12 protein-coding genes are annotated in these 11,526 nt (G+C 70.6%); all 12 read right to left on the reverse strand.

The features are described from left to right. Window positions 1-148 precede the first annotated feature (148 nt). The 12 genes from ASF21_RS01680 to ASF21_RS01735 all read right to left on the reverse strand — a co-directional run bounded on the left by ASF21_RS01680 (window position 149) and on the right by ASF21_RS01735 (window position 11,525). Window positions 149-1,090, reverse strand: coding sequence for a Rossmann-like and DUF2520 domain-containing protein (locus ASF21_RS01680; protein WP_055765920.1), 942 nt, complete (start codon window positions 1,088-1,090; stop codon window positions 149-151). Beyond that, window positions 1,077-2,897 carry a PH domain-containing protein gene (locus ASF21_RS01685; RefSeq protein WP_055765923.1) on the reverse strand — a complete coding sequence of 607 codons (1,821 nt, stop codon included), beginning with the start codon at window positions 2,895-2,897 and terminating at the stop codon, window positions 1,077-1,079. Before ASF21_RS01685 ends, ASF21_RS01680 begins: the two co-directional genes overlap by 14 nt. Further along, on the reverse strand, window positions 2,894-3,409 hold the full coding sequence (locus ASF21_RS01690) for a PH domain-containing protein (RefSeq protein ID WP_055765925.1): 516 nt from the start codon (window positions 3,407-3,409) through the stop codon (window positions 2,894-2,896). Before ASF21_RS01690 ends, ASF21_RS01685 begins: the two co-directional genes overlap by 4 nt. Next, window positions 3,402-3,887 carry a DUF3180 domain-containing protein gene (locus ASF21_RS01695; protein WP_055765929.1) on the reverse strand — a complete coding sequence of 162 codons (486 nt, stop codon included), beginning with the start codon at window positions 3,885-3,887 and terminating at the stop codon, window positions 3,402-3,404. Before ASF21_RS01695 ends, ASF21_RS01690 begins: the two co-directional genes overlap by 8 nt. Window positions 3,888-3,893: 6 nt before the next feature. Further along, entirely contained in the window at window positions 3,894-4,388 is a 495-nt protein-coding gene (folK, locus tag ASF21_RS01700) for a 2-amino-4-hydroxy-6-hydroxymethyldihydropteridine diphosphokinase (RefSeq protein WP_055765933.1), read from the reverse strand. Next, on the reverse strand, window positions 4,385-4,882 hold the full coding sequence (gene folB / locus ASF21_RS01705; RefSeq protein ID WP_321166876.1) for a dihydroneopterin aldolase: 498 nt from the start codon (window positions 4,880-4,882) through the stop codon (window positions 4,385-4,387). Before folB ends, folK begins: the two co-directional genes overlap by 4 nt. Then, window positions 4,879-5,790, reverse strand: a complete 912-nt coding sequence (gene folP / locus ASF21_RS01710; RefSeq protein WP_055765936.1) for a dihydropteroate synthase — start codon at window positions 5,788-5,790, stop codon at window positions 4,879-4,881. The genes folB and folP overlap by 4 nt, the downstream gene beginning before the upstream one ends. Window positions 5,791-5,803: 13 nt before the next feature. Further along, entirely contained in the window at window positions 5,804-6,421 is a 618-nt protein-coding gene (gene folE, locus ASF21_RS01715; protein ID WP_055765939.1) for a GTP cyclohydrolase I FolE, read from the reverse strand. Between the two features lie 66 nt (window positions 6,422-6,487). After that, window positions 6,488-8,545 carry an ATP-dependent zinc metalloprotease FtsH gene (gene ftsH / locus ASF21_RS01720; protein WP_055765943.1) on the reverse strand — a complete coding sequence of 686 codons (2,058 nt, stop codon included), beginning with the start codon at window positions 8,543-8,545 and terminating at the stop codon, window positions 6,488-6,490. Window positions 8,546-8,722: 177 nt separating this feature from the next. Further along, on the reverse strand, window positions 8,723-9,274 hold the full coding sequence (hpt, locus tag ASF21_RS01725) for a hypoxanthine phosphoribosyltransferase (protein WP_055765946.1): 552 nt from the start codon (window positions 9,272-9,274) through the stop codon (window positions 8,723-8,725). Window positions 9,275-9,277: 3 nt separating this feature from the next. Continuing rightward, window positions 9,278-10,381: a tRNA lysidine(34) synthetase TilS gene (gene tilS, locus ASF21_RS01730; protein WP_082471158.1), complete on the reverse strand. Its 1,104-nt coding sequence runs from the start codon at window positions 10,379-10,381 to the stop codon at window positions 9,278-9,280. Continuing rightward, window positions 10,374-11,525 carry a zinc-dependent metalloprotease gene (locus ASF21_RS01735; protein WP_055765948.1) on the reverse strand — a complete coding sequence of 384 codons (1,152 nt, stop codon included), beginning with the start codon at window positions 11,523-11,525 and terminating at the stop codon, window positions 10,374-10,376. The genes tilS and ASF21_RS01735 overlap by 8 nt, the downstream gene beginning before the upstream one ends. Between the last annotated feature and the right edge of the window lies 1 nt (window position 11,526).

Raw genomic sequence — 11,526 nt, forward strand, 5'->3', positions numbered from 1 at the left:
GCAGGCTGCGTCGGCGTTGCGCTGGGTTCTGGTCGAACTGATCGGATCCGTCGGGTCCGGCAGATCCGTCGGATCCGGGTCGGCGTCGGATCAGGTGGGGGCGATCGGACGGGGGCGCAGCGGGATCGGTGCCGTCAGGTCAGCCCGGTCAATCGCCGGTGTCCGATCCCGGGCCCGGAGGATCGCCCGTCCCGGGGTCGTCGGCGAGGGCGGCGAGGATCGATTCCCCCTGCGCCGGGGTCAGGACGCCGCGTTCGAGGGCACGCAGTGCCGTGGCGCGGGCCATACCGAGGTAGGCCTGGCGCGTGTCCGGGGCGTCGTGCGCCTCGAGGGCCGCCCGGTGGATCCGGACAGTGCCCGCGTCACCGCGCGCCACCGGACCGGTGAGCGCGCCCTCGCCCGCGGAGAGGGCGTTCTCGAGCGAGGCCTTCATGAGCGGACCGAGCATGCGGTCGGGGTGCTGCACCCCGAGGTCGGCCAGGAGCTGTGCGGACTGGGCGGCGATGGTGACGAGGTGGTTCGAGGCATGCGCGAGGGCCGCGTGGTACAGCGCCCGTGATTCCTCCTCGATGACCACCGGCTCAGCCCCCATCTCGACGACGAGCGCCTGGGCGATGGGAAGGACGGCCGACGGCGCCGTGATGCCGAACGTGGTGTCCGGCAGGCGCCCGAGGTCGAGGCTGAGCCCGGTGAAGGTCATGGCCGGGTGGAGGGCGAGCGGGATGGCCCCGGCGGCACGTGCCGGGGCAAGCACCGCGGTGCCGTACCGGCCGGAGGTGTGCACCACCAGCTGCCCCGCCTGCCACACGCCGAGCTGCGCGAGGCCCTCGACCAGCGTGGCCAGGGCGTCGTCGGGCACGGCCAAGAGCACCAGTTCCGCACGCTCGATGATGTCCGGCACCTCCAGCACGGGCACGCCCGGCAGCAGGTTCTCGGCGCGTTCCCGGCTGGCCTCGGACACGGCGGACACCCCGACGACGGCGTGACCGGCCGAGCGCAGTGCAGCACCGAGGACGGCACCCACCTTGCCGGCGCCGACGATGCCGACCCCGAGCCTGCCCGGGCGGCGGGACGCATCAGCGCCGGCCATCGGGCGCCTCCTCAAGCGACGGGGACGCCTGCGGGGCCGCCGGTTCGTACCGGGGAACCTCGGGCATGACGGCGGCCTGCTCCGGCGCAGCGGGCCGGTCGACCGCGCCATCGGTGGCTCCGGACGGGCCCACCGGCCCACCCGGTGATCCACCGGACGTCGACGGGCCACCGTCCACCACCGCGGACCGCGTCGCTGCGTCATCCACCGGCCGATCCCCGTCGGCGTCGTGGACGCCGACGGGCTGTCCGGGCAGAGGGACGGCTGCGGTCCGCCCGGAGTCCCCCGGTGCCGCGTCCGGGACGCCCGGCCCGGTCGTCGCACGGACCTCGACGTGGTGGTCCGGCCCGTCGACGGTCTGCGCCACGGGCAGGCTGACGGGCTTCATCCACTGCTCCGGACCGCTGCGGCGTCGTGCCTCGGCGGCCCGCACCGACTGACCGTGGAACAGGTCCCAGGCCGCATCGGCGTCGGCGAGGAGGACGCGTGGGCTGACAGGACCCGGTGTCGTCTGGAACTGCAGGTTCGCCACCCGGACGCGGCGGTCCACGGGCCCCTGGTCGATCGACAGCGACTGGGTCCGCTCGTGCGGCACCACGACGAGCTGGCGCCACAGCACACCGGAGCGCAGCAGCAGCGCCGTGCCGGTCACGGTGAACCCGTTGCGCCGCCACGCGAGCGGGGCCAGCCATCGCGCCCGGCGCGGCGTCGTGACGTACCCCTCCCCGCCGTCGCGCCCGGTCATGCCGGCACCGAACACCTCGACGGGCCGCGGGGTGCCGGGATCCGGGAGGACCAGGGCGAGGATCTGCAGGACCTCGTCGCGCGTGCCGACGGGCAGGAGGGTGGCCCGGGCCTGGCCTTCGTTGGACGCCGACGCCCCGTAGCCCGCGACATTCACCGTGACGCGGTACCAGCCCTTCAGTCGCCAGAGCGGGGACTGCACGATCCCGAGGGCCTGCACGCGACCGGGGGGAACCGTCTGGGAGCGCGTGTCGAGCAGGCCGTAGCGCATGCGGATGCCGTCCGGTGACGTGGCGGCACGGAAGTTGTAGCCGGTGCTCAGGGCGGACCAGTACGCACCCACCACGCCGATCAGCAGCGGGATGAAGGAGGTGGCGATGAAGGGCGTGTCCAGGGTGATGCCGAGGGTGATGATGACCGCCGCCGCCACCACGAGCGCGACCGTGGTGCCGGAGAGCAGCGCGGCTCCGACGACGCGGCCGGGAGGGATCACCACCACCTCCCGCTCGGGGGCCTCGGGGACCTCCTCCGGGTGGTCGGGGTCCGGCTCCACACCCGCTGCCCGGGCGAGGATCGTGGCGCGGAGCTTCTTCGCGTCGTCGAGCTTGAGGAAGGCGAGCCGGACGGCCGATTCCCCCGCGTCCGCCACCTCGAACTTCAGTTCGGCCAGCCCGAAGATCCTGGCGAGGAACGGCTGCACGATGTCGATGGCCTGGACCCGGTCCAGCCGCGCCTGCCGCTGTTGCCGGAAGACGACACCGGAGTGCACCCGGACGTGCTCGGCGGTCACCTGGTAGCGGGTGAAGTACCAGGACACGAGGAAGACGGCCGCGATGACGACGACGACGCCGAGCACCACACCGCCCGCGAGCAGCAGGCCGACCCCCTCGGGCAGCGGACCCCGACCCCTCGAGTCGGCATCGAAGAGGCCCTCGAACCAGTCCCTGCCCGCGAAGTAGAGGATGGCCACGAGCGCGATCCAGCCGCGCACGAGCGGGGAGATGACATGGACGCGGCGCCACTCGTCCGCCGACTGCGGTGCGACGGCCTCTCCGTCGGTCACAGTCCGGCCAGCCTGGCTTCTCCCCGCGCGGACAGCTGCTCGCGCAGCCGGGCGCCCTCCCCGGTCGGCAGACCGGGGATGAAGGCGTTCGTCGCGGGGGACGCCGTGTGGAGCTTCAGCGTGCAGATGCCGAAGGCACGCTCGATCGGACCGACGGCGACGTCGACGTACTGCATGCGGCCGTAGGGAACCACCATGGTGCGCTGGAAGAACACGCCCTGGCGGACCAGGAGGTCGTCGTCGCGCTCCGCGTACCCGATGGCCCGCACCTGGCGGGGCAGGAGGATCCCGCGCCAGACGGCGCTGACCAGCACCACGGCCGGGAGGCCCCAGGCGAGCCACACGGGCGGGAAGGAGTCCCAGACACCGGTCAGGCGCAGCACGAGCGGCACGGACGCGAGCAGGATCCACACGAGAGACCCGATGAGCCAGCCGAGCAGGCGGACCCTGAGGTACTTCGGGGACACCCTCGTCCACTCGAGACCGGACGGATCGATCGGTTCCCTACGCATATTCCCCCTCGGTGTGGCCCGGAGCCCCGGTGCCGTCGTCGTCCGGCGGCAGCCTGCAGAAGTTCTCGACGACCAGTCCCACCATAATCATGACGGTCCCGCCCGCCATCAGCGCCACAGACCCCCAGACCGGCAGGCTGGTGGAGCGGACGGACGCCAGGGCCACCTGGTCCACGAGGATGCCCGCGTGCCAGCCGAGGTTGAGGGCCCCCGCATAGGCGCAGGCCTGCGCGAGCACCAGGGTACGCAGGGCGAGAAGGGGGTCGAGGGGACGGTCCCGCCTGCCGTTCCGCCAACGGAGCACGCGGCGCCCGAAGACCAGGGTGATGGCGATGATCGCCGCCGTGGTGACGAGGGACGTCAGCGGCAGGGCCGGCGTCCCGTACCCGTTGCGGGTGGCGAACCAGTTGACCAGCCAGCCGGCAAGCCCGGCCACCAGGCCCACGAGGGCCAGCCACCGGAACCGAAGGGTGCTCACAACGTCCTAGACTCCCTCGAAGGGCACCAGGCCCGCAAGGTCCTCCGCCTCCGCGGCCAGCTCGGCGACCGGCCGGCCGGCCAGCCGGGCCCCGGCATCCATCCACGCCCACGGCTGCAGCACGAAGGCACGCGACGCCGCCCGCGGATGCGGGATGGTCAGTGCCTCGTCGTCGGAGACCAGCGAGCCGTAGGTGATGATGTCGATGTCCAGGGTGCGGGGACCCCACCGGACGAGGCGCTTGCGGTGGTACTTCTCCTCCACCGCCTGGCAGTGCGCGAGGAGCTCGTACGGGTCACGATCCGTCTCGACCTCGATCACCATGTTGAGGTAGTCCGGCTGCTCCGGTCCGCCCACCGGCTTCGTGCGCACCACGGGTGAGACGGCGTGCAGCCGGACGTTGTCCGGTTCGACGAGGTCCGCGACGGCACGCACCAGGGTGTCGCTGCTCGCGCCGAGGTTGCTGCCGAGCGCGAGCACGGAGCGCACGGTACCGCTCACGGCCGGCTCCTGCGCAGCGTGACCGCCACGTCGCCGAAGGGCACCTCGATGGGCGCTTTCGGCTTGTGCACCGTCACGTCGACGGCGGCCACCGGGAAGGCGGCGAGGACCGCCGAGGCGATGGTCTCGGCCAGCGCCTCGATCAGGTCGAACGGCTCACCGCCGATGATCCCGTGCACCAGGCCGGCGAGCTCGCCGTAGTGGGCGGTCCGCGCCAGTTCGTCGCTCGTCCCGGCCGGCTGCAGGTCGAGGTGAAGGACGATGTCGACCACGAACGGCTGGCCCTCGCGGCGCTCGTGGTCGAAGACGCCGTGGTAGCCGTTCGCGGAGATGCCGCGCAGCACCACCGAGTCGAGGGCACCGGAGGGGGAACCTGCCAGCCCGGGGACGTGGCCGGAGGTGGCCCTCAGGGACTGCCCGGGTGACACTCCCCCGGCGTCGGCGACCGCGTACCGGGACGCGCCGTCGGACGTGGCGCCGTGGACCTCACTCACGGGCGCGGACCGATGGCGGCTGCGACCTTCACGGCGTCGAGCGTGGTGACGGGATCGTGGACACGGACTCCCCAGGCGCCCGACGAGGCGGCCAGGGTGGCGACGGCGAGCGAGGCGTGGTCACGCTCGCCCGGCGTCGCGGCCTTGCCCGCCGAGGTGAGCAGGGTACCGAGGAACCGCTTGCGCGAGGCCCCGACCAGGACGCGGTGGCCCAGTGAGGTGAAGGCATCGAGATGGCGCAGGAGCAGCCAGTTGTGTTCGTCCGTCTTCGCGAAGCCGAGACCGGGATCGAGGATGATGCGCTCGGCGGCCACGCCCGCCGCCACGAACCGGTCACGGAGCTCGGCGAGTTCCCCGGTGACCTCCGCGACGACGTCGTGGTACTCGGCGAGTGAGGTCATGGTGGTCGCCGATCCGCGCCTGTGGGTCAGGATGTACGGCACGCCCCGCTCGGCCACGAGGGCCGGCATGGCCGGATCGAACTCGACGCCCGAGATGTCGTTGACGATCGACGCGCCCGCCTCGAGGGCCTGGCGGGCCGTCTCGGCGTGCATGGTGTCGATGCTCACCAGGGCACCGGCCTTGACGAGCGCCCGGACGACGGGCAGCACCCGCTGCAGTTCCTCCTCGACCGGCACGGCCCGGGCCCCGGGACGCGTCGACTCACCTCCGACGTCGATGATGTCCGCCCCGCCGTAGTGCATGCGGAGGCCGTGGCCGATGGCGTCGTCGGTGCCTGCGAACCTGCCGCCGTCGCTGAACGAGTCCGGCGTGACGTTGAGGATACCCATGACCACCGCGCGGTCCGTGGGCAGGTCACCGAAGGTCCTGGCGGAACGGACCGGTCGGATGACGGGCAGCGGCGAGGTCGCCGGCCCTGTTCCGGGCGCTGCGGCGAGTGAATCCATGAAAGCGGGGCTCCTACCTTCCGAGAATGAGGCTCATGGCCTCGGCGCGCGTTGCCGTCTCGCGGATCTGGCCGCGCACGGCGGACGTGACGGTCTTGGCTCCGGGCTTCCGGACCCCGCGCATCGACATGCACATGTGCTCGCACTCGATGACGACGATCGCGCCTTTGGGCTTCAGGTGTTCCATCATCGCATCCACGATCTGCGTGGTCAGCCGCTCCTGCACCTGGGGACGCCGGGCGTACACCTCCACGAGGCGGGCGAGCTTGCTCAGGCCGGTCACGCGTCCGTCAGCGGAGGGGATGTAACCGATGTGCGCCGTGCCATGGAACGGCACGAGGTGGTGCTCGCACGTCGAGTAGAAGGGGATGTCCTTCACCAGCACGAGCTCCTGGTGGTTGATGTCGAAGGAGGTGGAGAGGACTTCGGCCGCATCCTGGTGGAGTCCCGCGAACATCTCGGCGTACGCCTTCGCGACCCGCTTCGGGGTCTCCAGCAGGCCGTCCCGGTCTGGATCCTCGCCGATGGCGGCCAGGATCTCGCGGACGGCCCTGGCGATCCGCTCCTGGTCCACGGGCGACCCGGTGGCCATCAGCGCGGCGTCCACCACTTCGTCGTCGAAATCTGTCATCGGGTCGTCTCCCCTTCTTCGGGCACTGCCCACCGGCCCCATGACCGCTGGTCTGTCGCTACAGGACTACGCGTCCCGCCTGTCGCCGGGGCCGTCGCCCGTCTCGGGCGACGGGAGGTCGGATCCGGCGACGTCGAACCCGCTGGGGATGTCGGCGTCGGCGATCTGGTCCTGGGGGGCGACGGATTCCGGCGCGGGCTGACCGCTCTCCAGCGCTTCCGCGCGCTCCTTCTTCGAGACGACCGGCGGCAGGGAGTGCACGGGCCGGGTCTGCTTGGACAGCCACACCTCGCGCAGGCCGCGCTTCCGGACCGAGGTGAAGACCTCGGCGATCTCGGCCTGATTGAGGGTCTCGCGCTCGAGCAGCTCAAGGGCGAGCTGATCGAGGACGTCGCGGTTCTCCGTGAGGATCTGGTACGCCTCGTCGTGCGCGTTGTCGATGAGACGGCGCACCTCCTCGTCCACGACGAGCGCGATCTGGTCCGAGTAGTCGCGGTCGCTGCCCATGTCGCGTCCCAGGAACGGTTCGCCCGCACCCTGGCCGAGCTTCACGGCGCCGATGCGCTCACTCATGCCGTACTGGGTCACCATCTTGCGGGCCGTGCCGGTGGCCTTCTCGATGTCGTTCGACGCACCCGTCGAGGGATCGTGGAAGACGATCTCCTCGGCCACGCGACCACCCATGGCATAGGCCAGCTGGTCGAGCAGCTCGTTCCTCGTCACCGAGTACTTGTCATCGCTCGGCATGACCATCGTGTAGCCCAGGGCACGGCCGCGCGGGAGGATGGTCACCTTCGTCACCGGATCCGTGTTGCGCAGCGCGGCAGCCACGAGTGCGTGCCCGCCCTCGTGGTAGGCGGTGATCTTCCGCTCGAGCTCCTTCATCACGCGGCTGCGCTTCTGGGGCCCCGCGATGACGCGGTCGATCGCCTCGTCGAGGGCGCGATCGTCGATGAGCTGCGCGTTGGAACGCGCCGTGAGCAGCGCGGCCTCGTTGAGGACGTTCGCGAGGTCGGCACCGGTGAAGCCCGGCGTCTTCTTCGCCACGCCCTTGAGGTCGACGCCGCCTGCCATCGGCTTGCCCTTCGAATGGACCGACAGGATGTGCTCGCGGCCCTTCATGTCCGGGGCCTCGACGCCGATCTGGCGGTCGAACCGGCCCGGGCGCAGGAGCGCGGGGTCCAGGACGTCCGGGCGGTTGGTGGCGGCGATCAGGATCACGTTCGTGGTGGCGTCGAAGCCGTCCATCTCGACCAGGAGCTGGTTGAGCGTCTGCTCGCGCTCGTCGTTGCCACCGCCGACACCCGCACCGCGATGACGGCCGACGGCGTCGATCTCGTCGACGAAGATGATGGCGGGCGAGTTGTTCTTGGCCTGCTCGAAGAGATCGCGGACGCGGGACGCGCCCACGCCGACGAACATCTCCACGAAGTCCGAGCCGGAGATCGAGTAGAAGGGGACGCCGGCCTCACCGGCGACCGCCCGGGCCAGGAGGGTCTTGCCCGTCCCGGGAGGCCCGTAGAGGAGCACGCCCTTCGGGATCTTGGCGCCGAGGGCCTGGAACTTCGCGGGTTCCTGCAGGAACTCCTTGATCTCCAGCAGTTCCTCGACAGCCTCGTCCGCGCCGGCGACGTCGTTGAACGTCACCTGCGGCATGTCCTTGGAGATGAGCTTCGCCTTGGACTTGCCGAACTGCATCACCTTGGATCCCCCGCCCTGCATACGACTGAGGAGGAACCAGAAGATGACGCCGAGGATCAGGATGGGGAAGATCAGGCCGGCGAGGCTGAGGAGCCAGTTGCTCTCGGCGGGCTGGTCGGTGAAGCCGTCCGCGCTGGAATCGTTGATGGCCTCGACCACGCTCTCGGCCCGCGCCGTGCTGTAGAAGAACTGGACGTTCTCGCCCTTGTCCTCGTACGGCTCACTGAGCGTGAGGTCGACCCGCTGCTCGCCGTCGTAGATCTTGGCCTGCTCGACGGTCTGGCCGCGGAGCAGTTCCAGGCCCACGTTGGTGTCCACGCGGTTGGCACCCGTGCCGAACAGGGACGGAAGCACCAGCAGGAGCGCCACGACCGCCAGGACGATCCAGAAGATGGGCCCCTTGAAGATGTTCTTGAATTTCATTCGTCTCAGGGCAGCAAGCCCTGTCCCTCCTGCTGATGCACGTCAGAATGTACGGGCGCACTGCCGAGTGGGTGCGCTTTAAGCACCTCAACATATACACCGTCCAAGATTCTCCACGCGCGGATCGTGCCGATAGTTCCCTCTCGGCGTACCGGTCACGGGCCCTCCGGTGAAGGCCTATTCGTAGACGTGGGGCGCCAGGGTCCCGATGAAATCGAGGTTGCGGTACTTCTCCGCGAAGTCCAGTCCGTAGCCCACCACGAATTCGTTGGGGATGTCGTAGCCGACGTATTTCACGTCGATCTCGACCTTCGCGGCGGCCGGCTTGCGCAGCAGCGTGCAGATCTCGACGGACGCCGGCCCGCGGGACAGCAGGTTGGCCTTCAGCCAGGAGAGGGTCAGGCCGGAGTCGATGATGTCCTCGGCGATCAGGACGTGCTTGCCCATGAGGTCCGTCTCGAGGTCCTTGAGGATGCGGACCACGCCGGAGGACTGGGTACCGGACCCGTAGGAGGAGACGGCCATCCAGTCCATGGTGATGTGCGAGTGCAGTGCGCGGGCCAGATCCGCCATGACCATCACCGCACCCTTGAGGACGCCCACGAGGAGGATGTCCCGTCCCGCGTAGTCCGCATCGATCTGCTGCGCCAGTTCGTTGATCCGCTGCTGGATCTCCTCCTTGGTGTAGAGGACGTGCTTGAGATCTGACTGGACGTCGTTGGAATCCACCGGTTACTCCTGGGTTGGACGGCGCGACTGCTGCACACCGGGGCCGTTGTTGCTGCCATTGCTGCTGAGGACAAGATTGCCATAGCTTGCATCCCCGCGAAGAACCGCCCGCCCGCGGACCTGCCGGTGGACGCTCACCTTCCCGCCCAGCTGCACCGGACCGGCGGACCCCCTGCGGTCGAGGAGCGACTCGGCGGCGCGGAGTCGCTCGGAGCTGGGCTGGAACGCCCCGAGGTCGAGTGCCGCAAGGGCGAGCACGCGCTGCCGCAGCGCCGCGGGCAGGGCCCTGAGAGCGTCCTCCGGGAGGAGGATCTCGCCGTCGTCGCCCTCGGTCCTCAGCCCGGCGTAGGCCTCCGAACTGAGCTGCTCCAGCAGGTCGGCGTCCTGACCGAGGATCCTGGCGGTCCGGGCGAGAGCCTGCGCGATCCCGGGCCCCAGCTGGTCCTCGAGGAACGGCAGGACCTCCCGCCGCACCCGGGACCGGGCGAAGGCCCGGTCCTCGTTGGTGGGGTCATGCCAGGGCTCCAGCCCGTAGAAGGCGCAGATGGCCTCGGTATCGGCCCGGCGCAGTTCGAGGAACGGCCGCAGGTAGAGTCCCCGCCGACCGGGCATGCCGGCGAGCGACCGGGTGCCCGAGCCGCGCGCGAGGCCGAGCATGACCTGTTCGGCCTGGTCGTCGAGCGTATGGCCGAGCAGGACGGCGGCGGCTCCGTGCGCTGCCGCGGCGTCGTCCAACGCCGAGTAGCGGGCGGTGCGGGCCGCGGCTTCGGGGCCCATGCCCGTCCGGTCCACCGCGACGGTCCGCACCTCCACGGGGTCCAGCCCGAGTCCTCGGGCGGCCTCGGCGGCTCGGGCAGCGACGTCGGCGCTCCCGGGCTGCAGCCCGTGGTCGACGACGACTGCGCCGACACGGCACCGTCCGGTGTACGCCGCATGCGCCGCCACTGCCGCGAGAGCGAGGGAATCGGGACCGCCGCTGCACGCGACGAGGACGAGGGGCAGGGTCGGTGACCCCGTCGGAGCCTCGACCGCGATCCCCTCGAGGCCGGCCGCCAGCAGGTTGCGGGCGGTACCGACCGCCGGCAGGAGGCGCGGGCGCCTAGCCATGGCGGCGCAGGCTCATCCTGTCGATCCACTCGTCCGGTGCGTGGATCTCGCGCTCGGTGGGGAGATGGTCGGCCGCTTCCCACACGGCGTTGAAGCCGTCCATCCCCGTCTGGCCGACCACCCTCCGCACGAACTTCGAGCCGTCGCTGTACTGGCGCATCTTCGCGTCCAGGCCCATGAGCTGGCGGATGACCTTCTCGAGGGGGCCCCGGGACTTCCCGCGGGCATTGAACCGGCGGCGGATGGTCTTCACGGACGGGACGATCCGGCCGTCCACCCCGTCCATCACCACGTTCGCGTGTCCCTCGAGCAGGCTCATGACGGCGGTGAGGTGGGACAGGCGCGCCTTGTCGTCCGGGTCCTGCAGGATCGACAGCACACCGACGTCCTGCGTCGGCACACCGACGTCCTGCGTCGGTGTGCCCGCGGTGCCGCCGGCGATCCTCGACCGCGTGCCGGCGAGGTTCTTCACCGCCGCACCGAGCCGTTCCGACAGGGAGTCCGCCTTGTCCATCAGCCCGGACGTGAGCTCGCCGATGTGTCCGGTCATGTGGTCCTTGAGCCACGGGGCTGCCGCGAACTGCACGCGGTGCGTCTGCTCGTGGAGGCACACCCACAGGCGGAAGTCCGACGGGTCCACATTCAGTTCCCGCTCCACGGCGATGATGTTCGGGGCCACGAGCATGAGCCGGCCGCCCTGGCCGTTCCGCGAGGGGACGAAGGGATCGTACTGCCCGAGCACCTTGCTCGAGAGGAAGGCGAGGATGGCACCGAGCTGCGCACCGGTGACGCTCCCACCGAGGGTCAGCGAGGCGGACTTCAGCAGATCCGGACGTGTGGCAGCGAGCTGGTCGAGCGCCGGGTCCATCAGGGTGCGGAAGCTCTGCGCATTGGCCTTGGCCCAGGACGCCCGATCGACGATCAGCAGCTCCGAGTCACGGAGGTCACGCGCGGCGTCGAGCCGCGAGATGGCGTGGACATGGCTGACCGATGCATCCGCGAGCTCTCGCATGTTCTGGACGGCCCGGGCGATGTCGGCGGGATCCATGGTGGGGCCCGCAGGGGTCAGGGAGGCTGCGGTCGACGCCGCGATATCCCAGTTGACCAGCTGCGGGCGGGGCGTTGCGGACTCGTTCCTGGGCATG

The organism is Arthrobacter sp. Leaf234 (assembly GCF_001422665.1).
Classification (GTDB): domain Bacteria; phylum Actinomycetota; class Actinomycetes; order Actinomycetales; family Micrococcaceae; genus Arthrobacter_D.

Excerpts from the sequence above, each read along its gene's own strand:
- ASF21_RS01680 (WP_055765920.1), bottom strand. The coding sequence starts at position 1,090 with ATGGCCGGCGCTGATGCGTCCCGCCGCCCGGGCAGGCTCGGGGTCGGC.
- ASF21_RS01690 (WP_055765925.1), bottom strand. The coding sequence starts at position 3,409 with ATGCGTAGGGAACCGATCGATCCGTCCGGTCTCGAGTGGACGAGGGTG.
- folP (WP_055765936.1), bottom strand. The coding sequence starts at position 5,790 with ATGGATTCACTCGCCGCAGCGCCCGGAACAGGGCCGGCGACCTCGCCG.
- folE (WP_055765939.1), bottom strand. The coding sequence starts at position 6,421 with ATGACAGATTTCGACGACGAAGTGGTGGACGCCGCGCTGATGGCCACC.
- ftsH (WP_055765943.1), bottom strand. The coding sequence starts at position 8,545 with ATGAAATTCAAGAACATCTTCAAGGGGCCCATCTTCTGGATCGTCCTG.
- tilS (WP_082471158.1), bottom strand. The coding sequence starts at position 10,381 with ATGGCTAGGCGCCCGCGCCTCCTGCCGGCGGTCGGTACCGCCCGCAAC.
- ASF21_RS01735 (WP_055765948.1), bottom strand. The coding sequence starts at position 11,525 with ATGCCCAGGAACGAGTCCGCAACGCCCCGCCCGCAGCTGGTCAACTGG.